General features: G+C 70.4%; 23 protein-coding genes, 1 pseudogene and 1 riboswitch. Of the genes and pseudogenes, 12 read left to right on the forward strand and 12 right to left on the reverse strand.

Going from position 1 to position 24,434, the window contains the following annotated elements; genetic code table 11:
- Window position 1: 1 nt before the first annotated feature.
- On the reverse strand, window positions 2–559 hold the full coding sequence (locus tag AC1HC7_RS09165; protein ID WP_479496243.1) for a tRNA (cytidine(34)-2'-O)-methyltransferase: 558 nt from the start codon (window positions 557–559) through the stop codon (window positions 2–4).
- Window positions 560–764: 205 nt separating this feature from the next.
- Here AC1HC7_RS09165 and petA point away from each other — a divergent pair, with 205 nt between their 5' ends.
- The 4 genes from petA (at window position 765) to AC1HC7_RS09185 (ending at window position 4,196) form a co-directional block, all read left to right on the forward strand.
- Window positions 765–1,331: a ubiquinol-cytochrome c reductase iron-sulfur subunit gene (gene petA / locus AC1HC7_RS09170; RefSeq protein WP_479496244.1), complete on the forward strand. Its 567-nt coding sequence runs from the start codon at window positions 765–767 to the stop codon at window positions 1,329–1,331.
- Between the two features lie 10 nt (window positions 1,332–1,341).
- Window positions 1,342–2,658: a cytochrome b gene (locus AC1HC7_RS09175; protein WP_479496245.1), complete on the forward strand. Its 1,317-nt coding sequence runs from the start codon at window positions 1,342–1,344 to the stop codon at window positions 2,656–2,658.
- 23 nt (window positions 2,659–2,681) lie between these two features.
- Window positions 2,682–3,488, forward strand: a complete 807-nt coding sequence (locus tag AC1HC7_RS09180) for a cytochrome c1 (RefSeq protein WP_479496246.1) — start codon at window positions 2,682–2,684, stop codon at window positions 3,486–3,488.
- A gap of 354 nt (window positions 3,489–3,842) precedes the next feature.
- A complete protein-coding gene (locus AC1HC7_RS09185; protein ID WP_479496247.1) occupies window positions 3,843–4,196 on the forward strand; it encodes a hypothetical protein in 354 nt (117 codons plus the stop codon).
- Between the two features lie 36 nt (window positions 4,197–4,232).
- Here AC1HC7_RS09185 and AC1HC7_RS09190 read toward each other — a convergent pair whose 3' ends face one another.
- The 3 genes from AC1HC7_RS09190 to thiB form a co-directional block, all read right to left on the reverse strand.
- On the reverse strand, window positions 4,233–4,937 hold the full coding sequence (locus AC1HC7_RS09190) for a thiamine ABC transporter ATP-binding protein (protein WP_479496248.1): 705 nt from the start codon (window positions 4,935–4,937) through the stop codon (window positions 4,233–4,235).
- Entirely contained in the window at window positions 4,930–6,408 is a 1,479-nt protein-coding gene (locus AC1HC7_RS09195; RefSeq protein ID WP_479496261.1) for an ABC transporter permease family protein, read from the reverse strand. The genes AC1HC7_RS09190 and AC1HC7_RS09195 overlap by 8 nt, the downstream gene beginning before the upstream one ends.
- A gap of 82 nt (window positions 6,409–6,490) precedes the next feature.
- Window positions 6,491–7,519 carry a thiamine ABC transporter substrate binding subunit gene (gene thiB, locus AC1HC7_RS09200; protein WP_479496249.1) on the reverse strand — a complete coding sequence of 343 codons (1,029 nt, stop codon included), beginning with the start codon at window positions 7,517–7,519 and terminating at the stop codon, window positions 6,491–6,493.
- Between the two features lie 38 nt (window positions 7,520–7,557).
- Window positions 7,558–7,661, reverse strand: a riboswitch (TPP riboswitch).
- Window positions 7,662–7,774: 113 nt separating this feature from the next.
- On the opposite strand from thiB, the gene aroC reads away from it, so the two are divergent.
- The gene (aroC, locus tag AC1HC7_RS09205; RefSeq protein ID WP_479496250.1) at window positions 7,775–8,899 is read left to right on the forward strand and encodes a chorismate synthase; all 1,125 of its coding nucleotides are present in this window, start codon (window positions 7,775–7,777) and stop codon (window positions 8,897–8,899) included.
- Window positions 8,900–8,988: 89 nt separating this feature from the next.
- Here the strand turns inward: aroC and AC1HC7_RS09210 are convergent, their stop codons facing one another.
- The 3 genes from AC1HC7_RS09210 to AC1HC7_RS09220 form a co-directional block, all read right to left on the reverse strand.
- The gene (locus tag AC1HC7_RS09210; RefSeq protein ID WP_479496251.1) at window positions 8,989–10,221 is read right to left on the reverse strand and encodes a class I SAM-dependent RNA methyltransferase; all 1,233 of its coding nucleotides are present in this window, start codon (window positions 10,219–10,221) and stop codon (window positions 8,989–8,991) included.
- Window positions 10,222–10,367: 146 nt separating this feature from the next.
- Entirely contained in the window at window positions 10,368–10,712 is a 345-nt protein-coding gene (locus tag AC1HC7_RS09215) for an Hpt domain-containing protein (RefSeq protein WP_479496252.1), read from the reverse strand.
- Between the two features lie 214 nt (window positions 10,713–10,926).
- A complete protein-coding gene (locus AC1HC7_RS09220) occupies window positions 10,927–11,919 on the reverse strand; it encodes an asparaginase (RefSeq protein WP_479498955.1) in 993 nt (330 codons plus the stop codon).
- A gap of 443 nt (window positions 11,920–12,362) precedes the next feature.
- Between AC1HC7_RS09220 and AC1HC7_RS09225 the strand changes: the two genes are divergently transcribed.
- The 3 genes from AC1HC7_RS09225 (at window position 12,363) to AC1HC7_RS09235 (ending at window position 15,937) form a co-directional block, all read left to right on the forward strand.
- Window positions 12,363–12,902 carry an invasion associated locus B family protein gene (locus tag AC1HC7_RS09225; RefSeq protein ID WP_479496254.1) on the forward strand — a complete coding sequence of 180 codons (540 nt, stop codon included), beginning with the start codon at window positions 12,363–12,365 and terminating at the stop codon, window positions 12,900–12,902.
- Between the two features lie 280 nt (window positions 12,903–13,182).
- Window positions 13,183–14,508, forward strand: coding sequence for a dual-specificity RNA methyltransferase RlmN (gene rlmN, locus AC1HC7_RS09230; protein WP_479498951.1), 1,326 nt, complete (start codon window positions 13,183–13,185; stop codon window positions 14,506–14,508).
- 430 nt (window positions 14,509–14,938) lie between these two features.
- The gene (locus AC1HC7_RS09235; RefSeq protein ID WP_479496256.1) at window positions 14,939–15,937 is read left to right on the forward strand and encodes an NAD(P)H-quinone oxidoreductase; all 999 of its coding nucleotides are present in this window, start codon (window positions 14,939–14,941) and stop codon (window positions 15,935–15,937) included.
- Window positions 15,938–16,033: 96 nt separating this feature from the next.
- On the opposite strand, the gene AC1HC7_RS09240 is transcribed toward AC1HC7_RS09235, so the two are convergent.
- Window positions 16,034–16,246: a hypothetical protein gene (locus tag AC1HC7_RS09240; RefSeq protein WP_479496257.1), complete on the reverse strand. Its 213-nt coding sequence runs from the start codon at window positions 16,244–16,246 to the stop codon at window positions 16,034–16,036.
- Between the two features lie 186 nt (window positions 16,247–16,432).
- Window positions 16,433–17,077: a ribonuclease T2 family protein gene (locus tag AC1HC7_RS09245; protein ID WP_479496258.1), complete on the reverse strand. Its 645-nt coding sequence runs from the start codon at window positions 17,075–17,077 to the stop codon at window positions 16,433–16,435.
- Window positions 17,078–17,207: 130 nt separating this feature from the next.
- On the opposite strand from AC1HC7_RS09245, the pseudogene AC1HC7_RS09250 reads away from it, so the two are divergent.
- A pseudogene (locus AC1HC7_RS09250) lies at window positions 17,208–17,945 on the forward strand (DUF1013 domain-containing protein); the annotation flags it as partial.
- 415 nt (window positions 17,946–18,360) lie between these two features.
- On the opposite strand, the gene AC1HC7_RS09255 reads toward AC1HC7_RS09250, so the two are convergent.
- Window positions 18,361–19,170 carry an SDR family NAD(P)-dependent oxidoreductase gene (locus AC1HC7_RS09255; protein ID WP_479496259.1) on the reverse strand — a complete coding sequence of 270 codons (810 nt, stop codon included), beginning with the start codon at window positions 19,168–19,170 and terminating at the stop codon, window positions 18,361–18,363.
- Between the two features lie 176 nt (window positions 19,171–19,346).
- Here AC1HC7_RS09255 and AC1HC7_RS09260 point away from each other — a divergent pair, with 176 nt between their 5' ends.
- Window positions 19,347–21,002, forward strand: coding sequence for an acyl-CoA synthetase (locus tag AC1HC7_RS09260; protein ID WP_479498952.1), 1,656 nt, complete (start codon window positions 19,347–19,349; stop codon window positions 21,000–21,002).
- Window positions 21,003–21,135: 133 nt separating this feature from the next.
- Window positions 21,136–21,921: an ion transporter gene (locus AC1HC7_RS09265; protein ID WP_479498953.1), complete on the forward strand. Its 786-nt coding sequence runs from the start codon at window positions 21,136–21,138 to the stop codon at window positions 21,919–21,921.
- Window positions 21,922–21,971: 50 nt separating this feature from the next.
- Here the strand turns inward: AC1HC7_RS09265 and AC1HC7_RS09270 are convergent, their stop codons facing one another.
- The gene (locus tag AC1HC7_RS09270) at window positions 21,972–22,895 is read right to left on the reverse strand and encodes an NUDIX hydrolase (protein WP_479496662.1); all 924 of its coding nucleotides are present in this window, start codon (window positions 22,893–22,895) and stop codon (window positions 21,972–21,974) included.
- Window positions 22,892–23,485, reverse strand: coding sequence for an HD domain-containing protein (locus AC1HC7_RS09275; protein WP_479496663.1), 594 nt, complete (start codon window positions 23,483–23,485; stop codon window positions 22,892–22,894). Before AC1HC7_RS09275 ends, AC1HC7_RS09270 begins: the two co-directional genes overlap by 4 nt.
- A 151-nt stretch (window positions 23,486–23,636) precedes the next feature.
- Between AC1HC7_RS09275 and AC1HC7_RS09280 the strand changes: the two genes are divergently transcribed.
- Window positions 23,637–24,434, forward strand: a 798-nt coding sequence (locus AC1HC7_RS09280) for an AMP-binding protein (RefSeq protein ID WP_479498954.1), incomplete at its 3' end; no start/stop codon positions are given.

Here is a 24,434-nt window from a genome sequence, read left to right on the forward strand (position 1 = left end):
CTCATCGCCGGCCGGGCCGCGCGGCGAGCTGGCGCATCGCCTCGGCCAGGGCGATGCCCGCCGCCATGGCGACGTTGAGGCTGCGCCCGCCGCCGGGCATGGGAATGCGTATCCGCGCATCGGCGGCGTCGCGGACCTCCGCCGGGACCCCGGCGCTTTCGCGGCCCATGAGAATCACGTCCCCCGGGGCGAATCGATGCGACCAGAGCGGCGTCGCGGCGGCGGTGCTGAGCAGGATCAACCGCCCGGCGCCGCCCATCGCCCCGCCCCGCCCATCGCCCCGCCCATCGCCCCGCGCCGCCTGAAACGCCCCCCAGCCGTCCCAGCGGGTGATCCGCGCCGCCTGGGCGTAATCCATCGCCGCCCGGCGCAGGGTCTTCAGCGCCAGCGGAAAGCCGCAGGGCTCGATCACGTCGAGCGCAACCCCGAAGCAGGCGCTCAATCTTATCATCGCCCCGAGGTTGGGCGCGATATCGGGCTGATAGGCGGCGAGCCGCAGCCCCCCGGCTGGCGGCGGCGGCGGATCGGCGGCGGAAATCGGGGGGAGCGGCGTGGGCATCGGGGCCTCCGGGGCGGAACTGTGGAAAAAGTCAGACGCGGTAAATTGACCATAAGGGGTTTGCGTCGCAGTGTTTGCTGGACCATGAAGGATTTGCGGGCTATTGGCTCGCCTCAGGACCGGTTTCGCGCGGCGCGCTCGCCGCCGCCGCGCCGTGAGATGATCGAAGGCCCCGCCCAGGGCGAACGCAAGGGGGAAAGCAAACGTGTCCCACACAGCAGACGACGACGAACCGACCCGTCGCGACTTTCTGTATATTGCGACCGGCGCCACGGGCGTCGTCGCCGTCGGCGCGGCGGTCTGGCCGCTGATCGACCAGATGAACCCGAGCGCCGACGTGCTGGCGCAGTCCACGACCGAGGTCGACGTCTCCGAAGTCGAGACCGGCACCGAGATCACCGTGACCTGGCAGGGCAAGCCGGTGTTCATCCGCCGCCGCACCGAAGCGGACATCGCCCTGTCGCGCGACACCCCGCTGGAGGATCTCAAGGATCCGATCGCGCGCAACGCCAACATCGCCGAGGACGCGCCCGCCACCGACGAGGACCGCGCCATGGACGATTCCGGCGAATGGCTGGTGATGGTCGGCATCTGCACCCATCTGGGCTGCGTGCCGCTGGGCGGCGGGGTCGGCGACTACAAGGGCTGGTTCTGCCCCTGCCACGGATCGCATTACGACACGGCGGGGCGCATCCGCAAAGGACCGGCCCCGCGCAATCTGGACATCCCCCCGACCAAGTTCCTGTCCGACACCGTCATCAAGCTGGGCTGAGGAGAACCACATGTCAGGCATTCCCCACAACCAGTACGAGCCCAAGACCGGCATCGAGAAATGGATCCATGTCCGTTTGCCGATCGTCGAGCTGATCTACAACACGCTGATGATCCCCACCCCCAAGAACCTCAACTGGATGTGGATCTGGGGCGTGGTGCTGGCCTTCTGCCTGGTGCTGCAGATCGCCACCGGCATCGTGCTGGCCATGCATTACACGCCGCAGTCGGACCTGGCCTTCGCCTCGGTCGAGCACATCATGCGCAACGTGAACGGCGGCTGGCTGCTGCGCTACGCGCATATGAACGGCGGTTCGCTGTTCTTCATCGCGGTCTACGCGCATATCTTCCGGGGCCTGTATTACGGCTCCTACAAGGCCCCGCGCGAGATCACCTGGATCATCGGCATGCTGATCTATCTGGCGATGATGGCCACCGCCTTCATGGGCTATGTGCTGCCCTGGGGGCAGATGTCCTTCTGGGGCGCGACGGTCATCACCAATCTGTTCAGCGCGCTGCCCTTCGTGGGCGATCCGATCGTGACCTGGCTCTGGGGCGGGTTCTCGGTGGACAACCCGACGCTGAACCGGTTCTTCTCGCTGCATTTCCTGCTGCCCTTCGTGATCGCGGCGCTGGTGATCGTGCATATCTGGGCCTTCCACCACACCGGCAACAACAACCCCGCCGGGGTCGAGGTGCGCCGCGGATCGAAGGCCGAGGCCGACCGGGACACGCTGCCCTTCTGGCCGTATTTCGTCATCAAGGACGTGTTCGCGCTGGCGGTGGTGCTGCTGGGCTTCGTCGTGGTGCTGTTCTTCATGCCCAACTATCTGGGCCACCCCGACAACTACATCGAGGCCAACCCGCTGGTCACCCCGGCGCATATCGTGCCCGAATGGTTCTTCCTGCCCTTCTATGCGATCCTGCGCTCGATCACCTTCGACGTGTGGTTCATCAGTTCCAAGCTGGGCGGCGTGATCGCCATGTTCGGGTCGATCATCGTCATGGCGCTGGTGCCCTGGCTTGACACCTCGCGGGTGCGCTCGGGCCGTTACCGGCCGCGCTTCAAGTGGTGGTTCTGGCTGCTGGTGCTGGATTTCTTCGTGCTGATGTGGTGCGGCGGCATGCCGCCCGAGGAACCCTATGTCACCATCTCGCAGGTCGCCACCGCCTACTGGTTCCTGTATTTCCTGGTGATCCTGCCGGTTCTGGGCCTCACCGAGAAGCCGCTGCCGCCGCCCGCCACAATCGAGGAGGATTTCGACGCCGCGCTGGCGAAGAAATACGGCGACGCCCCGGCGGTCGCATCCGCGACCCCGGCCGAATGACGCGGCGCGAAGGAGACATCAAGATGAGCATCAAACCGATCCTCGCGGCGGGTTTCGCAATCCTTCTCGCCGCCCCGGCGTCGAACCCGGCCTTCGCCAGCGAAGGCGAGGGCCATATCACCGACGTGTCCTATTCCTTCGAGGGCCCGTTCGGCGTCTATGACGAAGCGCAGCTGCAGCGCGGCCTGCAGGTCTATGTCGAGGTCTGCTCGTCCTGCCACGGCCTGAAATACGTCGCCTTCCGCAGCTTGGGCGAGGAAGGCGGGCCGGGCTATGACGAGGAGCAGGTGAAGGCGATCGCCGCGCTGTTCGAGGTGCCCGACACCTCCAAGGACGCGGAGCCGGGCGACACCCGCACGGCCAAGCCTTTCGACAAGTTCCCGGAGAACACCGGGGCGGGGGCGCCGGATCTCAGCCTGATGGCCAAGGCCCGCGCCGGGTTCCACGGCCCCTACGGCTCCGGCATCAACCAGTTGCTGCGCGGCATCGGCGGGCCGGAATACATCTACTCGCTCCTCGAAGGCTTCAACGGCGAGGAAAAGGAAATGGCGGGCTCCACGCTCTACGGGAACGACATTTTCCCGGGGGGCTGGATTTCCATGTCGCCGCCGCTGGAGGAGGACGCGGTGGAATACGCCGACGGCACCCCGGCGACGGTGGAGCAGATGGCCGAGGACGTGTCGGCCTTCCTGATGTGGGCCGCCGAGCCGAAGATGGCCGAGCGCAAGGCGGCGGGCGCGCGCAACTTCCTGTTCATGGGGTTGTTCGCGGTGCTGCTTTACCTCACCAACAAGAAGCTGTGGAAACCGGTCAAGAAGCGCAACGCCTGACCGCAAGGACCGGGGTTTCCCGATCAATCGCCCGCCGGACCCAAGGTTCGGCGGGTTTTTTTGTCGTTTGACGCCATGGGCGTCAGTTGAGGCGGCGTTTCGATATGATTGATTGTTGGCGGCATGGCGAAATTGGAAAACAATCGCCAAATTGCGGGCGAAACAAAAATTCTTGTCACGAGGCTGTGCATTTTGTTGGTTTGAATTGGACAGATGACGGTCCCATGTATTTGACAGGCGCCGATCAAGTGCGCCGGGCGACCCGAAGACTCCGGAACCGGGGACATCCCCGATGGCGCGGACGCGGCCTCGTCGCCAGCCTGTGCGTCCTCGCGGCAGACACAGGAGGCTATCATGTTCAAGCGATTGTTGGCGGCCGCTCTGGTGTTCGGCGTGGCCGCGCTCGCCCCGCCGTCGGCAACGGCGGGCGACGGCGCCCGGCCCGGCGCCCCCGCGCCCGGCGCAGGGGTGTTCTGCGCCGCGCGCACGACCCTGGTCGAGGCGCTGACCGGGCGCTACGGCGAAGCGCCGCTGGGCGTCGGGCTTCAGGGCGCGAGCGGGCTGGTGGAGATCTGGACCTCGCGCGCCAGCGGCAGCTGGACCCTGCTGCTGACCCGGCCCAACGGCATGTCCTGCGTGCTCGGCTCCGGCGTCAACTGGCAGACGCTGAACGCCGGCGGACCCGAATCCGCCGGCGACCCGGCCTGACGCGCCGACGCGCCGGCCAGCCCCGGCTGGGCGGGATCAGCTCTCGCCCAGCCAGTCGCGCAGCGCGCGCGGCGGGTCGGCGAACAGCGCCGTCGCGTCGCGCGCCGGGCCGAAGCGTCCGTCGGCGACCACCACGGCAAGATCCGCGGCGCGGGCCTCGTCCGGGTCATGGGTGACCAGAACCACCGTCACCCCGCTGCGGGCGCGCAGGTCGTTGACCAGGCCCATCATCTCGCGCCGCATGCCCGGGCCGAGCGCGGCGAAGGGTTCGTCGAGCAGCAGCACGGGCCGGTCGCGCAGCAGCGCGCGGGCCAGCGCCACCCGCTGGCGCTGCCCGCCTGACAGCTGCGCGGGCAGGCGGGCGCCCAGCCCCGCCAGGCCCACGGCGTCCATTGCCGCCTCGGCGCGACGGCGGGTGTCGGGAGGCGGGCGCAGCGCGGCGCTGGCCCCGAGCGCCACATTGGCCAGCGCGCTCAGATGCGGAAACAGGTTGTGGTCCTGAAACAGCATGGACACCGGGCGCGCGGCGGGGGGCAGGGCGGCCACGTCGCGCCCCTCGATGCGCAGCGCGCCGCGCATGGCCACGAATCCGGCGATGGCCGACAGCACCGTGGTCTTGCCCCCGCCCGACGGCCCGATCAGGGCGCAGAGCGCCCCGCGCGGCGCGACGAACCCGCCGCCGAGCGAAAAATCATCGTACTCGATGCGGATGTCCTCCAGCGCCAGCGCAATGTCAGTCATGGCCGCGTCCCAACCGATCGAATGTCAGAAACAATGCGAAACTCAGCGCCAGCAGCAGCAGCGAGGCCCCCGCCGCCGCTTCCCAGCGATACCCCGCCATCAGCCGTTGCGCCAGCAGCGGCAGGGTGGGCCCGTCCGCCGGGGCGAACAGCGCGATCACCCCGAGGTCGCCGGCCGACAGCGCCGCCGCCAGCCCCGCCGCGAAGCCCGCCGGGCGGCGCAGCAGCGGCCAGACCGCGATGCGCAACCGGGCCGCGCCCGTCAGGCCAAGCTGATCGGCCAGCGCGCCGTAATCGTCGCGCGCCCGGCGCAGGGCCGGCAGCGTCAGCCGCAGCGCGTAGGGCAGGGCCATGACGCCGTTGATCAGCGCGGTGATCGGCAGCGCCAGCGCGAAAGGGTTGGTCACCGGGCGCAGGGTCAGAAACAGCCCCATGCCGATGACGAAGGGCGGCGCGGCCAGCGCCGCCAGCCCCGCCGCCTCGACCATGCGCGCCAGCACGGGGCGGCGGTCGAGCCGCAGGATCAGCCCGGCCAGCGCCCCGGTCAGCGCCATGCAGATCGCGCTCGAGGTCAGCGCCACGCCGAGCGAGCGCGCCGCCGCCGGCCAGACCTGCGCCGGCATCTCCAGCAGCCCCGGAACCCCGCGCCAGACCACCGCCAGCATCGGCGCGCCGAGGAAGCCGGCGGCGAGCAGCAGCGCGCCCAGGTCCAGCGCCCGCGCGCCGCGCCCGGTCCCGTCGCGCCGCAGCGGCGGGGCGCCGAGGCCCGGGCCGCTGAGCGCCGGCGCCGCCAGCGACAGCGCCGCGACGCTGAGCGCGATCGACAGCCCCAGTTGCAGCAGCGCCAGCAACGCCGCGTGGGAAAGGTCGAAATCGAAGCGCAGCGCCTGATAGATCGCCAGCTCCAGCGTGGTGGCGCGCGGCCCGCCGCCCAGCGTCAGCGCCACCGCGAAGCTGGTGGCGCAGATCAGGAAGATCAGCGCGAAGGCGCCGGGGCCGGTCTCGCGCAGCATCGGCCAGTCGAGCCGCATGAACAGCGGGCGCCCCTCCAGCCCCAGCTGTTCGGCGAGCCGCCAGTGTTCGGCCGGGATCGCCGCGTAGCCCTGCAGAAAGATCCGCGTCGCCAATGGCAGGTTGAAGAACACATGCGCCAGCAGCACGCCGGGCATGCCGTAGATGTCGAGCCGCCCCAGCCCCAGCGCCTGCATGGCCTCGGACAGCGGCCCGGACCGCCCCCAGACCGCGACGATCCCGAGGATCGCCACGATCACCGGCAGCAGGAACGGCGCGCCCAGCAGCGCCACCGCCGCGCGGCGCCCGAAGAACCGCCGCCGCGCCAGCGCGCGCGCCAGCGGCGCGGCGCACCCCACCGACAGCAGCGCCGACAGCGCCGCCTGCGTGGCGGTGAATTGCAGCGCCCGCCAGTCGGCCGGGCCGAGCGCCGCGCGATCCTCGGCGCCCTGCGCCAGCATCAGCCCCGCCGAGCCGAGACTGAGCGCCAGCAGCAGCGCCAGCGCCGCCCAGCCGGCCAGCAGGGCCGGGGCGGCGCGCCTGCTATCGGCTGAGCGCGTCAAGCCATTCCGCCAGCGCCGCGTCGCGCACCGCCTTGGCCTGTTCCGGCGGGACCATCAGGGTCTTGGCGGGGGCGATCAGCGTCTTGAACCCGTCGGGCAGCCCGGCCGCCGGGGTGACGGCGGGATACATCCAGTTGGTGGTGGGGATCGCGGCCTGGAACGCCTCGCCCTGCATGAAGCGCAGGAAGGCGTCGGCGAGGTCCGGCTGATCGGTCCCCGCCAGCTTGCCCGCCACCTCGATCTGCAGGTAGTGGCCCTCGGCGAAGGCGGCGGCCTTCTTGGTGGGATCGTTCTCGGCGATCAGGTGATAGGCGGGCGAGGTGGTGTAGCTCAGCACCATGTCGGCCTCGCCTTCGAGGAACATGCCATAGGCCTCGGACCAGCCTTTCGTCACCGTGACGATGCGCGGCGCGAGCTTTCGCCAGTACTCGCCAGCCCGATCGCCATAGACGGTCTTGACCCAGAGCAGCAGCCCAAGGCCGGGCGTCGAGGTGCGCGGGTCCTCGATGACGATCTCCAGATCCTCGGGCGCGTTCAGCAGGGCGTCGAAGCTGTCGGGCGGGTTGGCGAGCCGGGTCTCGTCATAGACGAAGGCGAACCAGCCCCAGTCATAGGGCAGGAACAGCTTGTCCGCGTAGCCCCCCGGCACGTCGTTGGCGGCCGTGACCCCGTGGGGCGCGAACAGCCCGGTCGCGGCGGCGTCGGCGGTCAGGTTGGCGTCCAGCCCCAGCGCGATGTCGGCGTCGGTGGCTGCGCCCTCCAGCTTCAGGCGCCCCAGCAGCGCCGCGCCGTCGCCCGCGGCGACGAATCGCAGATCGCAGGCGCAGGTTTCCTCGAACGCCGTTTCCACCGCCGGGCCGGGGCCCCAGTCGGAGACGAAGCTGTCATAGGTGTAGATGGTGAGCACGGGCTTTTCTTCGGCGAAGGCCGAAATTCGGGCCAGGGCTGCGCTGGCGAAAGCGCAAATGGCCGCAGCACGCAGAAGGGTGTGGTTCAAGAGATCCTCCATTCGCTGCGGCGCAGGAACGAAGGTTGTGGGGCGGGTGTCGAGCCGCCAGTGACCTTTCCTACGCCGGCATGATCCGGTTCAGGTGCAACGGGTTCGCGCGCGGCGCATCTCAGCCTCTGATCAGGCTCCCCGAGGTGATGCGCAGCCTAGCGGCGGATTCGGAAAACGCAAGGGCGCGGGGCGCGCGGGGTCTGTTGCGCGGGCGCGAAAGGCTTTAAGGATGCGCGCGTCAGCCAGCGGCCGGAGGGGCGAGCGATGTCGATCAACAGTTTTGGGCGCCTGTTTCGGGTCTCTACCTGGGGCGAGAGCCACGGCCCGGCGCTGGGCGCCATGGTGGATGGCTGCCCGCCGGGCGTGGCGCTGGAGGCGGATGCGATCCAGCGCTGGCTCGACCGGCGCAAGCCCGGGCAGAACCGCTACACCACCCAGCGGCGCGAGGCGGACGCGGTGAAGATCATGTCCGGGGTGTTCGAGGGGCGGACCACCGGCACGCCGATCCAGCTGATGATCGAGAACACCGACCAGCGGTCCAGGGACTATGCCGAGATCGCCGAAAAATTCCGCCCCGGGCACGCGGATCTGGCCTATTGGCAAAAATACGGCATTCGCGATTATCGCGGCGGCGGGCGGTCCTCGGCGCGCGAAACCGCCGCGAGAGTGGCCGCGGGCGGCGTGGCGCGGGCGGTTCTGGGGGATCTGGCCCCGGATCTGGTCATTCGCGCCTGCATGGTGCAGATGGGCGCGCGGCGCATCGATCGGGCGCGGTTCGACTGGGCGGAGGTTGCCAGGAATCCGTTCTGGTCGCCGGATGCGGCGGCGGCCGCCGACTGGGCCGCGTATCTCGACGACCTGCGCAAATCGGGCAATTCGGCGGGGGCGGTGATCGAGGTGGCGGCCTCGGGCGTGCCGGCGGGGATCGGCGCGCCGGTCTATGGCAAGCTCGACGCCGATCTGGCGGCGGCGATGATGTCGATCAACGCGGTCAAGGGGGTGGAGATCGGCGCCGGGATGGGGGCGGCGGAACTGACCGGCGAGCAGAACGCCGACGAGATTCATCCGGGCAATTCCGGCGCGCAGGGCGGGGTGCGCTATTCCTCGAACCACGCGGGCGGGGTGCTGGGCGGCATTTCCACCGGGCAGGACGTGGTGGTGCGGTTCGCGGTCAAGCCGACCTCGTCGATCCTGAAGCCGCGCGCCACGGTCACCCGAAGCGGCGAGGCGACGACGATCATCACCAGAGGCCGCCACGATCCCTGCGTCGGCATCCGCGCGGCCCCGGTGGGCGAGGCGATGATGGCCTGCGTGCTGCTGGATCACATCCTGCTGCATCGCGGCCAGATCGGCGGCGCGGTGGGCGAGACGCGGGGTGGATTGGGCTGAAACCCGGCCGCGCTCCGATCCCGGAAGTCGTCCCCACCCGCCCGCCCTCCGCCTTCCGGAACCGCAGCGCGACCGGGTTTCAGCGGGTTTCAGCGCCGCGAGAAGGCGGCCGCGATCTCCACATGGGGCGACCAGAGGAACTGGTCCACCGGCTGCACCCAGTCGAGCGCGAAGCCGCCGTCGATCAGGATGCGGGCGTCGCGCGCGAAGCTGGCCGGATCGCAGCTTATGGCGGCGATGCGCGGCAGCGCGGATTTCGCCACTTCGGCCATCTGCGCCGCGGCGCCGGCCCGGGGCGGGTCGATGATCGCGGCGTCGTATTTGCGCATTTCATCGGGCAGCAGCGGGCGGCGGAACAGGTCGCGGGCTTCGCAGCGCAGGGTTTTCAGGGCGCCGCCCGCCGCGCGCCAGCCGGCGTCGAGCGCCGCCAGCGCCGCCGCGTCGTTTTCCACCGCCAGGATTTCCGCCCGACGCGCCAGCGGCAGGGCGAAGGTCCCGCAGCCCGCGAACAGGTCGATGACGCGGGCGGCGTCGCCGATGGTTTCGCGGATGGCGGCGCGCAGGGCGGCCTCGCCCTGCGGGGTCGCCTGCAGGAAGCCCCCGGGCGGCGGAACCGCCTTCACGCCGTCGAAATCCTGCGCCGGAGGGTGGGCGAGGGCGATGGTCTCGCCGTCCCAGCTCAGCCGTGCGAATCCCGCCTGCGCCGCCAGCGCGCCGAGCTGCGCGCGGGCCGGGCCGTCCAGCGGCCTGGCGTCGCGCATGTGCACGTCGAGCCCGGATGGCGAGGCGGTGACCGCGATTTTCACCTCGCCCTTGCGCGAGGCGGCGAAGGGGATCAGCGCCGCCAACTGACCGCGCGCGGCGAGGATCCGGGGGTCGAGCAGCGGGCAGTCGTCGATCTCGACGATCCGCGCATCGGCGCGGGCGTGAAATCCCAGCGTCACGGTTTTCCTGGTGCGCCGCCCTGAAAACGTCGCGCGGCGGCGGGAGCGCGGCGGCGAGGTGACGGTGGCGCGAATGTCGGCGGCGAGACCGCGCGCGGCCAGCGCCTCGGCGATGCGGTCGCGTTTCCAGTCGGCGAGGAAAGCGTCGGAGGCGTGTTGCAGCGCGCAGCCGCCGCATTCGGCGAAATGCGCGCAGCGCGGGGCGGCGCGATCCGGCGAGGCGCGCAGGATCCTGGGCGCGGCGATGCGGTTGTCGATGACCTTTCCGGCGACGCGCTCGCCGGGCAGGGCGAAGGCGACGAAGACGCCGCCGGCGGCGACGCCGTCGCCGCGATGGCCCAGTTTCTCGATGTCCATGCTGATGTCGATATCGTTCATGATGCCCAGCCGATCGCCCGTTGCGCCGCGATCGGGCGCGTCGCCCCGATGCGCGGGTTTCAGGCTACATGGCTGACGCCAGGGCCGGAGTCACGCCCAAAGGCGGCGCCTGCGCCTCGCCGGGTCGGGCCCGGCCGGACAAATGGTCAGAAAGGTTCGGCGTTGCAGGCCAGCAGCGCCGAGCGGCCGCTGCGCAGCAGGCGATGGGCGACGGCGCGCCCGCCCACATGGTCGTGATCGCGGCAGCAGCCGAGCAGCGCGCGGGCCTGCGCGGACACCGCGCTCATGCCGATCTGCCCTGGCAGGCTCACCAGATCATGGGCCATCTTGCGGATCTTGCCCCAGTCCTCATCGACCAGCGCGGTTTCCAGCGTGGCGAGCCGCTCCGTGGTCTGCAGGATCGCGTCCTCGACGATTTCCCGGCACAGATGCGCGCCCAGCGCCTGTTCCAGCGCCTCCAGCGCATCGAGGTCCAGCGCGGCTTCGCGCATGACCGGTTTCAGTTGAACGACGCTTGCCGCCATGTCCCGTCCCATCTTTCCACCCGCCGCCGGACCCCGGCGACGCGCATCCACCCTGAATTTCGATCAACAATCAACACAACCGGGCGGCGGCGACGGGCTTTCCGCCCCAGCTCCGCGCCCGGGCGCGTTTCAGCACCCGGAGAGCAGGATGGAAGCCATAGATGAACGCAGGGTTAGCGGCTCAGGCGAAAATCGCGCGAATTTCACCGGTTACGATGTCGCGGCGATTGCGCTGGGGCGGGTTCAGGCGTTCGCGAATCGCCGGATGCGCCGGATCGGCGACGCCCAGCCGCGCCAGAATCGCCGCCATGGCGCATTCCGAGGCGCGCGTGGCCCCGTCGTCGATCTTCAGCGCCACGCCGAGGCCAAGCTCCGGCAGGATCGCGACGAACACGCCTTCGGCGCCGGTCTTGACCACGGCGCGCACCCGCCCGGCCCCGTTGATCGCGCGCATCAGGCCGGTGCAGGCGCGCCCCTCGCCGGCGACCAGATCGGGATGCGCGGCCATGGCGGCGACCAGCCGCGCGGCGGCGTCGGCGCGGGCGCCGGTCAGGGCCTCAGCCGGGCTGGCCATGCGCGCCATGGCGCTGGCGAGCCCCGCGAGGCTGGCGGCGAAATTCGGCGCCGAGCAGCCGTCGATCGCGTGGCCCAGCGCCGGGTCGTCGCCGGTCATCGCGTAGAAGGCGTCGCGCACGGCGCGCTGCACCGCGTGGTCGGGGTCGATGTATTCGCCGCCGCCGCCAAGCGCCTTGCCAAGCGTCAGGAACCCCGCATGCTTGCCCGAGCAGTTGTTGTGGATCTGGGTCTCGGCCTTGCCCGCCGCGCGCAGCGCCGCCTGCGCCGGGCGGTCCTTCGGGATCTGGCGCCCGCAGCGCAGGTCGGGCTCGCCGAGATCGAGCCCGGCGAGCCAGCGCGCCACGCGGTCGGTGTGAATCGCGGCCCCGTTATGGGAGGCGCAGGCCAGCGCCAGCTGTTCGGGGCCCAGGGCGAAGCGATTCGCCGCGCCGCTTTCCACCAGCGGCAGCGCCTGCAGCATCTTGCAGGAGGAGCGGGGCAGGATGACCCGCGCGGGGTCGCCCCAGGCCTCGACGATCTCGCCATTGGCGCGGCAGATCACGGCGGCGCCGCGATGCACGCATTCCTGCAGGTCGCCGCGCAGGATTTCGACGAGAATTCGGCGACGGGTCGCGGGACGGCTGACGGGGGGCGGCGGCGGTCATGGGCGGGGCTCCTGCCTTGGGGCGCTGACCGGCGGCGGGCCGGGTCGCAGGTCAGACTTGGTCCCGCCGCGGCGGCGCGTTGTCAAGCCCGCGTCGCCCAGTCCTTATGGCAGTCCTTATGGCAGTCCGTATGGCAGTCCCCATGACGGTCCGCACGGCAATCCGCACGGCAGTCCGGCCGGCCGCGGCGGGGGCCGGAACGGGGGTTGGAACGGAGCCGCGACGGCCCGGTTGAGGCGCGGTTGCGCGAATCCCGCCCTAAGGGGTGGCGCAGTCGCGTGAATTCAGACTAGATTATGCGCAACGCGCAACAGGCAAGAGACGCGACGGCGCGCGGGGGCCGGATCCGCATGGATCCGGACCGATGCGCGCCGGGACAAAAGACGATGAGGCGAAAATGAGAGCAATAACGACGCGCATATCCATGCTCGCCGCCGCGGCGGCGGTCGGCGCGCTGCTCGCCGGCCCGGCGGCGGCGCAGCAGACGGCCAACCGGGTGGACGCGAAACAGGACTGGTCGGTGTTCACCGCCGAGGATGACGGCAAGGTGTGCTGGATCGTCACCCAGCCGTCGCGATCCCGGGCCACGCGGGCGGGCAAGCCGGTGAAGGTGAAGCGGGGCGACATCTACCTGATCGTCTCGGTGCGCCCCACCAAGGGCGTGGCCAACGAGGTCTCCATGAGTTCGGGCTACCCGTTCAAGAAGGGCTCCACCGTCACCGCCAAGGTTGGCAAGTCGACCTTCAAGATGTTCACGGAAGGCGAGGGCGCGTGGCTGGCCTCGAGCGACGTGGACGCGAAGATGGTCGCGGCGATGATCAAGGGCAGCGCGGCGGTGCTGAGCGGCGTTTCCGGGCGCGGGACCAAGACCACCGACACGTTCTCGCTGCGCGGCTTCACGGCGGCGCTCAAGGCGGCGAAGGCGCTTTGCAGGTAGCGGTTCGCCGCTGACCGTCCCGGCCGGGCTGGCCGCCGGCCCGGTTTTCCGGGGTCGGGGCCGCTTGGCCTGTCGGCGCCGCTCTGCTATAGAAACACGCGAAACCGCGCCGCCCGCGCCCCCCGAAACGGGGGCGGCCAGGGGGCGACGCCCGACGATTTCTGTGCGACCGCCCGCTTTCAGGCGCCCCGAGACGCGTTGCCCGTGACGCGGACGCCCCGTGACGCGGCGCTCTGGGCGCCTGAACGCGTCGGGCGCGCCGCCTCGGAGACTGCACGCCATGACCGCCACGCTTCAGAACGCCGACGCGCCCCTGCCCGACGCCCCGAAACCAGGGTCGAATCGAGGATCAGATCCAGGGGCGAATCCAGCCCCCGATCAGGCCCCCGATCAGGCCCCCGATCAGGCATTGCGTCTCGCGCCGCTGCGCCCTGACGCGATCGGCTTCGCGGGCAAGGCGGCGGAGGGCCCGCCCTCGCTGATCGGGCTCAGCCGCGAGGCTCTGCACGCGGCGCTGATCGCCGCCGGCGCGCCGGAAAAACAGGCCAAGATGCGCGCCGGGCAGGTCTGGCAGTGGCTGTATCAGCGCGGGGTCACCGATTTCGCGCTGATGACCAACCTGTCCAAGGATTTCCGGGCGCTGCTGGCGGCGCATTTCCGGCTGGACCGGCCGGAGATCGTCACGCGGCAGGTCTCCGAGGACGGCACCCGCAAATACCTGCTGCGGGTGCGGGGCGGGCACGAGGTCGAGGCGGTCTATATTCCGGAGGAAAACCGCGGCACGCTGTGCGTCTCCTCGCAGGTGGGCTGCACGCTGACCTGTTCCTTCTGCCACACCGGCACCCAGAGGCTGGTGCGCAACCTCACCGCCGAGGAGATCATCGGCCAGGTGCTGGTGGCGCGCGACGATCTGGGCGAATGGCCGGGGCCGGCGGGCGGGCCGCCGGAAAAGCGGCTGCTGTCCAACATCGTGCTCATGGGCATGGGCGAGCCGCTCTACAATTTCGACGCGGTGCGCGACGCCATGCGAATCGCCATGGATCCCGAGGGAATCAGCCTCAGTCGCCGGCGCATCACCCTGTCGACCTCGGGCGTCGCGCCCGAGATCGCCCGCGCCGGCGAGGAGATCGGCTGCATGCTGGCGATCTCGCTGCACGCGACCACCGACGCGGTGCGCGACGCGCTGGTGCCGATCAACCGCAAATGGAACATCAGGGCGCTGCTCGACGCCTGCCGCGCCTATCCGCGCCTGTCCAACGCCGAGCGGATCACGTTCGAATACGTGATGATCAAGGGCGTGAACGACTCGGACGCGGACGCGAAACGGCTGGTGCGGCTGATCGCCGGGATCCCGGCGAAGATCAACCTGATCCCGTTCAACGCCTGGCCCGGCGCGCCCTATGAGCGTTCGGACTGGGACCGCATCGAGGCGTTTGCCGAGATCGTCAACCGCGCCGGCTACGCCAGCCCGGTGCGCACCCCGCGCGGGCAGGACATCATGGCCGCCTGCGGGCAGTTGAAAAGCGCCACCGAGCGGGCGCGCAAGGTCCGCACCCCGGGCGCGGCCGGCGCCGATGGTCAGGCGCGGCGTCGGGACTCCGCGTAGGGTTGCAAGGCGGGCTGTCGCCTCGGCGGGCGCGCCGCCAGCGGTCAGCCATGCTCGGCGGCGGCGATCCTGCCGGCCTCGTCGCGACAGGCGCGCAGGTTCCCGGCGTCGATGCAGATCGCGCCCGGAACCACCGGCGTGAAGCGCCGCACATGCCCCGGCGGCGCAGGAATTCACGCGGGCAGGGCCAGAAAGCGCCCCGGCGGACTGTCCGGCTTGCGCTTGCGCCGGACCATCCAGCCGGCGGGCCCGCGCGGCGCGCCGCATCAGCCCCGCCGCCCGGCCCCGGGCGACGCCGGCGCCCGGCATCGTCTTGCGAAAGATCGCGTCGGCGCGGGCCCGGGCGATGCGGCCAAAAAACCTTGCCAGCGCCGCCCCCGCCGGGGCAGGTGTGAAGCGAAGCCGATTTTCGCAGCAAAGGATCCGCCCCATGAGCCACCCGCCCGAGACCATGCGCGCGATAGAAATCTCGACCCCGGGCGAACCCGAGGTGTTGAAGCCCGCCGCCCGTCCGACGCCGGTCCCCGGACAGGGCGAGATCCTGATCCGCGTCGCCGCCGCCGGGGTGAACCGCCCGGACCTGCTGCAGCGCGCCGGGGCCTATCCGCCGCCGCCGGGGGCCTCGGACCTGCCGGGGCTGGAATGCGCCGGGACCGTGGCGGCGGTGGGTCCGGGCGTCACCCGCTGGCATGCGGGGGACGCGGTCTGCGCCCTGCTGCCCGGGGGCGGCTACGCGGAATTTGCGCTCACCCACGAGGATCACGCCCTGCCGGTCCCTGCCGGTCTGAGCATGATCGAGGCCGCCGCCCTGCCCGAGACCTTCTTCACCGTCTGGACCAATGTATTCGACCGGGTGGGCCTCAAGGCCGGGGAAAGCTTTCTGGTGCATGGCGGTTCGTCGGGGATCGGCTCCACCGCCATCCAGCTCGCCTCGGCTTTCGGCGCGCGGGTGTTCGCCACCGTGGGCAGCGAGGACAAGGCGGATTTCTGCCGGGGGCTGGGCGCGGAGCTGGCGATCAACTACCGCGAGCAGGATTTCGTCGAACAGGTGAAGGCGGCGACCGGCGGGCGCGGCGTCAACGTCATCCTCGACATGGTGGCGGGGGCCTATCTGGCGCGCGACATCGCGGCGCTGGCCGATGACGGGCGGCTCTGCGTGATCGCGTTTCTGGGCGGGCCGAAGGCGGAGCTGAACTTCGCGCCGCTGATGGTGCGGCGGCTGACCCTCACCGGATCGACCCTGCGCCCGCAATCCATCGAGGCCAAGACCGCCATCGCGCGGTCGCTGGAAACCAGGGTCTGGCCGCTGATCGCCGCGGGCCGGGTGGGCCCGAGGATCCACGCCGCCTTCCCGCTGGACGAGGCGGCGGCGGCGCATGAATTGATGGAAAGCTCGACGCATATGGGCAAGATCGTGCTGACGCTCTGACCCTTGACGCGATCGCCGGATTCCGGTCGCGGCGGCGCGACCCTGCGTAGGGCGGATCCCGATCCGCCATTGGCGCGGCGCAACCGCGCGCCGCGCCTAGTGTTTCGGGCGAAGCGGCCTCGTCTGGCGCGGGTCGCGCAGGCCTTCGATGGCGGCGCGCAGATGCGCCGCGGCGCCGCCGCAGCCCTGGGCCAGGCATTCCTGCTCCGCCCAGATCAGCATGCGGGTCAGCGCAACCCGCTGTTCGCGCGCGTCTTCGGCCTCTGCAACGGGCGCCGGCGCTGCGGGGCGGATGCGGTTGACTTTCATGGACGAATCCTCTGGCGAGCCTGATGCGAACATTCCCCCGGGGCCAGTGATGCCCATATCGGCAGTCGCGTCAATATTTTGCTCATCGCAATGAACCAATAGTTAATGAAACATGCGCGTTTTGGGGCGCACAGCCGCAATGCCGCCACAGTATCGCTACGGCATCGACCTTGCGGGCGCCCCCGTTCAGCGCAGCGGCGCCATGCGCGCAGGCCGGGCGCAATCGCGGATCGCGTCGGCGCCGCAGCGCCGCGGCTGCAAGTCGCGGGTCAGGCACAGACGCACCTCCTGAATGCGCCGGTCGCGGCAGGTCACGGTGACGCCGTCCGGGGTCAGGCCGGGATTTGCCTCCATGAACGCCTGTTCGATCACCTTGGGATCCAGCGTCACCGCCCGGCGCAGGCGGCGCAGAACCTGCGGGCGCAGCACCCGCTCATAGGCCAGCCGGCTCAGCGCGTAGTAATCCTTCGACGTCAGCCCCGAGCAGCGCCCGTGCTTCTTCCACTGATGCCAGGCCAGCCCGGGCGATCCCATGATGTCGGCCATCCGCGCGCTGTCCGCGCGGCTCGGGTCCCGCCGCCCGCTGGAACAGTATTCGGGCCAGCCGCGCGCGTATTGCGGCCACAGCCCGTGCAGGGTGAAGCCAAGGCCCTTGCCCCTGGCGCATTGCGCCGCGCCGCGCGCGTCGCCCTCGGCCTCGCACCAGCTGGGCGTCCATGACAGCGCCAGCACGTAATAGTCGAAATCCCCCGGCGCGCGGCGCTCCGCGGCGGGCGCGAGCCCCGCCGACAGCAGCGCCAGCAGGGCGGAAAGCGCGATTGCAAGGCGCATGTTTTGTCCCTTTCCCTCATCGGCGATTGCGCCTATATAGCGCGATGAAACTCCCCTCGAAAACCTCAGCTGGCCCCTTGCTCGGTTCTCGGACCGGGAAACAGCTGTATTTTGCACGGAGACAGGATCAATGAGCCTTCCCCTGATGACCAAGGCGACCGCGGTCTGGCTGGTGGACAACACGACGCTCACCTTCACGCAGATCGCGGAATTCACCGGCCTGCACGAGCTTGAGGTCAACGGCATCGCCGACGGCGAGGTGGCCGTGGGCATGAAGGGGTTCGACCCGATCGCCAACAACCAGCTCGACGCCGAGGAGATCGCCCGCTGCGAGGGCAACCCCAAGGCGCGGCTCAAGCTCAAGCACAACCCGGCGGCGATCGGCGAGCAGCGCCGCAAGGGGCCGCGCTACACCCCGCTGAGCAAGCGTCAGGAACGCCCGGCGGCGATCGCCTGGCTGGTGCGGTATCACCCGGAGCTGTCCGAGGGCCAGATCATGAAGCTGGTGGGCACCACCAAGCCGACGATTCAGGCGATTCGCAACAAGACCCACTGGAACGCCTCCAACATCCAGCCGGTGGACCCGGTGGCCGTGGGGCTGTGCAAGCAGATCGATCTGGACGAGGCGGTGCGCAAGGCCGCCGCCCGCAAGGCCCGCGAGCAAGGCGAGGTGATGAGCGCCGAGGACCGCATGAACCTGCTCTCCACCGACGAGAGCCTGGCCGCCCCGGCGGCGCCGCGCATGCCCTCCAACATCTCGGGGCTGGAGAATTTCAGCCTGGTCGATTCGGGCGAGGATCCGCGCGGCGCGGAGGCGGTGAGCGCCGAGGACCTGTTCAACCTGCCCGAAAGCGGCGGCGATGACGACCAGCCGCTGTTTCCGGAGACCGCCGGCGGCGACGACCAGCCGCCGCTGCCCGAGGATGACGGCGCCGGCGATCTGCCGCTGACGGAGGACGCGGGCGCGCAGCCGGACCTGGCGCAACCCGGCGGCGCGGACGCGCAGCCGCAGGATTCCGAAAAGCCCGAAGACGACGCCCGGCCACGCCTGACCGAGAACGCCGGCGACGGGACCGAACAGCCCCGCTGAACCGGGGCCCCGAGCACGACGGGGATCGAGCGCGACGGGGATCGAGCGCGACGGGGATCGAGCGCGACGGGGATCGGGGGCGACATCGCAAAAGCCGGGCCGATCGCGCCCGGCTTTTTCATTGCCGCGCGATGGCCGGCCCGGCGCCGCGCCCGGATCGGGACGATGCAAAAGGCGGGGGCGGAAGGCGGGGTCAGAAAGCGGGGGTCGAGAGCGGGTCCAGCGTGGCGCGCCCGCCATCCACCGCCAGAATCTGGCCGGTGATGAAGCTCGACTGCTCCGAGGCGAGGAACAGCGCCGCGTCCGCCGCTTCGCGCGGCGCGCCGATGCGCCCGAGCGGCGTCACCCCGATCAGCCGGTCGCGCAGGTCATCCTGGGTTTTCATGGCGTCGCGCAGGCTGGCGGTTTCGACGCTTCCCAGCGCCAGCGCGTTGACGCGCACGCCGCGCGGGGCGAGGGCCACGGCCAGCGAACGGGTCATCTGCTCAAGCGCCGCGCAGCTCACGGAATAATGCAGCAGGTCGGGCAGGGTGCGGCGCGCGGCGATCGAGGTGACGTTGACGATGCTGCCGGCGCAGGGCCGGTCGTCGTCCTCGCCGCCGGCCTGGGCGATCATGCGCCGCGCCGCCGCCTGGCTGAGTTCGAACGCGGCGCGCACATTGACGTCGAACAGCTCCATCAGCATGTCGTCGCCGGGCGCCAGCGCCGGGCCGGTGGCGAATTTGCGCGCCGCGTTCACCAGGATATCGACCCGGTCATAGGCGTCGAGCGTCGAGGCCATGAGGTTGGGCACGCTCAGCGATTCGCACATGTTGCATGAAAACGCGGTGATCTCGCCGCCCGATTCGCTGATCGCCGCCACCACCTTGCGCAGGGCTTTCTGGTCCATGTCCGAGGCGACGACCCGCGCGCCCGCGCGGGCGAAGCGGCGGGCGATGGCGTGGCCGACGCCATGGGCCGCGCCGGTGACGATGGCGGTCTTGCCGGTCAGGATTTCGGGCATGCGGTCCTCGCGGTCAGGCGCGGCGGGGGCCCCGCGCGGGCTGCAATCTAGTGCAGATGCGCGCCGGTGGCGATACCGCTGTCCACGCCGCCGCCGGCGGGCGGGCGCGGCGCCCTTGCGTTCCCTTGCGCCTCGTTGCGATGATGGGCGCAGAATTTTCGGGGGAGAGCGCCGCCATGACCGATTCAGACATCCCGGACCCGAAGTCCGGCCCCTATGAGCGGGGGCTGGCGCGCAACCCGGCGAATTTCCAGCCGCTGACGCCGCTGGGGCTGCTGGATCGCGCGGCGGCGACCTTCCCGGACCGCACGGCGGTGATCCACGGCGCGGCGCGGTTCAGCTATCGCGACTTCGCGGCGCGCACGCGGCGGCTGGCCTCGGCGCTGGCGGGCGCGGGGATCGGGCGGGGCGACACGGTGTCGGCGCTGCTGCTCAACACTCCGCCGATGCTGGAGGCGCATTACGGCGTTCCGGCGCTGGGCGCGGTGCTGAACGCCATCAACACCCGGCTGGACGCGGCGGGCATCGCCTTCATTCTCGGGCATGCCGAGACCCGGCTGCTGCTGGTCGATTCCGAACTGGCGCCCGCGGCGCGCGAAGCCATGGCGCTGGCCGGCGTCGCCCCGCGCCTGATCGTCTATCGCGACCCGACCGCGCCCGGCGACGCGCCCGGCGACGCGGGCGAGGATTACGAGGCCTTCATCGCCGGGGGCGACCCGGCGTTTCGCGCCCCCGGGCCGCTGGATGAATGGGACGCGATCAGCCTCAACTACACCTCGGGCACCACCGGCGATCCGAAGGGCGTGGTCTATCACCATCGCGGCGCGCTGCTGCTGGCCACCGGCAACGTGCTGCACGCGCAGATGGGCGCGCATCCGGTGTATCTGTGGACCCTGCCCATGTTCCACTGCAACGGCTGGTGCTTTCCGTGGTCGATCTCGGCCGCTGCGGGCACGCATGTCTGCCTGCGCCAGGTGCGCGCCGCGCCGATCTACGACGCCATCGCCGATCTCGGGGTCACGCATCTGTGCGGCGCGCCGATCGTGATGTCGACGCTGCTGAACGCGCCGGAAAGCGAAAAGCGCGCCCTGCCGCGCGCGGTGCATTTCCTCACCGCCGCCGCGCCGCCGCCCGAATCGGTGCTCGCCGCCATGGAGGCGTCGGGGTTTCGCGTCACCCACCTATACGGGCTGACCGAGGTCTACGGCCCGGCGGTGATCAACGAATGGAACCCCGACTGGGACGCCCTGCCGCCCGCCGAACAGGCCCGCCTGAAGGCGCGTCAGGGGGTGCGCTACCTGGCGCTGGAGGCGCTCGACGTGCTTGACCCGGACAGCATGGATCCGGTTCCCGCCGACGGCGAGACCATCGGCGAGATCGCGTTTCGCGGCAATGTGGTGATGAAGGGCTATTTCAAGAATCCCGAGGCCACCGCCAGGGCGTTCCGGGGCGGCTGGTTCTGGTCCGGCGATCTCGCGGTCAAGCATCCGGACGGCTATCTGCAGATCCGCGACCGGGCCAAGGACATCATCATTTCGGGCGGCGAGAACATTTCCTCGATCGAGATCGAGGAGGCGATTTTCAAGCACCCGGCGGTGGCGTTTTGCGCGGTGGTGGCGCGCCCGGACGACAAATGGGGCGAGACCCCCTGCGCCTTCGTCGAACTCAAACCCGGGGCCGCGGCCAGCGAGGCCGAGATCATCGCGCATTGCCGCGACCGCATGGCCCGCTTCAAGGCGCCGCGCAGCGTGGTGTTCGGCGAATTGCCCAAGACCTCCACGGGCAAGATCCAGAAGTTCGCGCTTCGCGCGCGGGCGCGCAAACTTTCATGACCATGCGCGCAAGCGCGCGAACTTTCATGACCATGCGCGCGGGCGCGCGAGCTTTCGTGACCATGCGCGCGGGCGCGCGAACTTTCATGACCATGCGCGCGGGCGCGCCGGCGCCTGCGCGCCCGGCGTCGTCGTGAGCCTGCGCGCCACGCTGTACGGGCAACTGGACCTCGACGCCTGGTCGGGCGCCGGGGTGTCGCCGCTGAACCGGGCGGCGCTGGGGCTGGTGGTGATCTCGATCCTGCTGGCGGCGCTGGAGACCGAACCGACCCTGGCCTGGATGGGCGGCTATTTCAGCGCGCTCAACTTCGCCTTCGCCATCCTGTTCACGCTGGAATACCTCGCCCGGTTCTGGGTGAAATGGGAAAACCCGATCTATCGCGGCCGGGTGCGTCCGGTGCTCTACCTGTTCAAATGGTACAGCCTGATCGACCTGGCGGCGCTGGCGGCGATCTGGTTCGAACTGGCCTACGGATACGGGCTTGGCTGGGCGGTGATGCTGCGGCTGGCGCGGATCCTGCGGATATTCTCGCTGACCCGCGACAGCGATGTGGGCCGGGCGGTGCGCGAACTGGCCAGCGCGATGAACGCCCGGCGCATGGAGCTGTTTCTGAGCGGGGTGATGGCGATGCTGCTGCTGATGCTGTCCTCGGTGGCGCTGTATCTGCTGGAGCGCGAGGCGCAGCCCGAGGCGTTCGGCTCCATCCCCCGCGCCATGTGGTGGGCGATGGCGACCCTGACCACCGTGGGCTACGGCGACGTGGTGCCGAGCACCGGGCTGGGCAAGCTGGTGGCGGCGATTTCGGCGATCAGCTCCATCGCCATCGTCGCCCTGCCGGCGGGCATCATGGCGGCGGCGTTCTCCGAGGCCTTTCAGCGGGCGCGCCGGGGCCGGAAGGCCAAGGGCCCCGATGCCTGAGACGGACGCCTGCGATGAATGCCTGATCGGGGCGTCTGATCAGGGGGCGCCTAGCCCATGCGCGCGCCGCCAAAGCGCACCGGCACGAGCCCGCGTTCCCATCGCGCCTCCGATGAAAACCGGAACAGCGCCGCCGGGCGGCCGCCGAGCCGCGCCGAGGCCCGCCCCGTGGCCTCGACCAGCCCGGATTTCTTCACCATGCGGCGGAAATTCTGCTTGTGCAGCGGCACGCCGGACACCGCCTCGAAGGCGCGCTGCAATTCGAACAGGGTGAATTCCTCGGGCATCAGCTCGAACAGCACCGGGCGGTATTTCAGCTTGCCGCGCAGCCGGCTGACGCCGGTGGCGAGGATGCGGCGGTTGTCGCGCCAGCCGATCTGCCCCAACGGCGGCAGATCTTCGGGCGCGGGGGCGCCCCGGTCGCGCCACGGCTCGCCGATCAGCCCGGCTTCATACAGCAGTTCGTAGCGCTCCAGCAGCAATTCGTCGCGCCACGGCGCGCCGTCGCGCCCGAAACCGGTGCGCAGGCGTTCGCGCGCGGTCGGCCCCGCGGCCTCGGCCCAGGGTCGCAGGCGGGCGACGATGTCGTCGAGCAGGGGCGAGGCGCGCCGCCGGTCCTCCCAGGGGAAGAACTGGCTCCAGCGCGCCCAGACATGGCCTGGCGGGGCGTCGGCGCGCCGGATCAGCGCCAGATAGCCGATGGACACCGTATGCGGCGCCGCCGGGTCGTCATCGGCGCCGCGCGCGGTGTCGCCGAAGGTGTAAAGCTGCTCCACATAGCCAAGCTCGAAGCCGGTGGTCTCGCGCACCCAGTCGCGCAGGGTCAGCGCCAGGGTGCGGCGGCGGTCCGGGTCGTAGGCGGCGGTGGGCAGATGGCCGTTTTCGGTGAGCAGCACCAGCGGCTGCGCGTCGGCCTCGTCCTCGTCCAGCGCGACGATGACGGCGCTGAGATCGACGGCGATCGGGCGGTTCACGGGCAATGGGCGCGCATCAGCGCGGCGAATCGGTCGAGGAACGCGGCGCGGGCCTGCGCCGGCGGCTTGGGGGCGAGGCGGATGTCTTGCCAGCCATGAAACCGAGGCTTGCCGAAAATGCGATTGGCCTCGGCCTCGGAAAACCCCGCCAGCTGCGTCGCCTCCAGCCAGGCCGAGGCCCGGTCCGCGCGCTTGATCTTCTGCTTCACCGCGCGGGGCAGGTCGGCGGGCAGCGCGAAGCGGATATGCACCGCCGATTCCAGCCGCGATTCAAAATCCTTGTAGTCGATGCCGATGGCGGTCTTGAACGGCGAGATCATGTCGCCGATCACGTATTCCGGCGCGTCATGCAGCAGCGCCGCCAGTTTCCAGCGCGCCGGGCAGGGGCCCATGCGGGCGAAAACGCTCTCCACCACCAGCGAATGCTCGGCCACGGAAAACGGCCAGTCGCCCAGCGTCTGCCCGTTCCAGCGCGCCACGAAAGCCAGTCCGTGGGCGATGTCCTCGATCTCGATGTCGAGCGGCGCCGGGTCGAGCAGGTCGAGCCGGCGCCCCGAAAGCATCCGCTGCCATGCGCGAGGGGTGGTCATGGGGTTCTCCGTGCTCGGTCGTCGCGACGGAGGTCTAGTGCAGCGCGTCCGGCCTGTCGAGCGGGCGGCGGGCGCAAGGTATCGCGACGCGGCGACTCGGGCTATCCTGCGAAACGATTTCATCGGAAACCATAAAGGCCGGAGGCCCCCAATGCGTCATTTCGACTGGCTCGCGCATCACGCCCGCAACACGCCGCACCGGCCGTGCTGGACCGATCTGCATTCGAATCGCCGATTCACCTATGCCGGGGCCGAGGACCGCGTCCGCCGGCTTGCCGCGCATCTGCAATCGGCATGCGGGATCGCCAAGGGCGACCGGGTGGCGATGCTGGCGCTGAATTCCACCGACATGCTGGAAACGCTTTCCGCCTGCGCGCGGATCGGCGCCATCTTCACGCCGCTGAACTGGCGCCTGGCGCCGCCGGAGCTTGATTTCATCATCGCCGACGCCGATCCCAAGCTGCTGATCCATGACCTGGACAACGCCGCCGCCGTCGCGGCGCTGGGCGCGACGCCGGCGCAGGTGATGGCGACCACCGGGCTCGGCGATCCGTCCGAATACGAATCCGCGATCGCGGCCAGCGACGGCGCCGTCGCGCCGGTGGCCATGGATCAGGACGATCCGTGGACCATCCTCTACACCTCGGGCACCACCGGGCGGCCCAAGGGGGCGATCAACACCTTTCGCATGGCTTTCATCAACGCGCTCAGCCTCGGCATTCCGGCGGGCATCGGCCCGGACAGCGTCGGGCTCACGGTGCTGCCGCTGTTCCATACGGCGGGGATCAACTGCTATTTCACGGTGCTGCTGCACGCGGGGGGCGCCTGCCAGGTCATGCGCAACTTCGATCCCGGCGCGGCGCTGGCGCTGATCAGCGACCCGGGGGCCGGGATATCGCATTTCTTCGGGGTGCCGGCGATCTACCTGTTCATGAGCCAGCACGCCGAT

The organism is Oceanicella sp. (genome assembly GCF_056449545.1).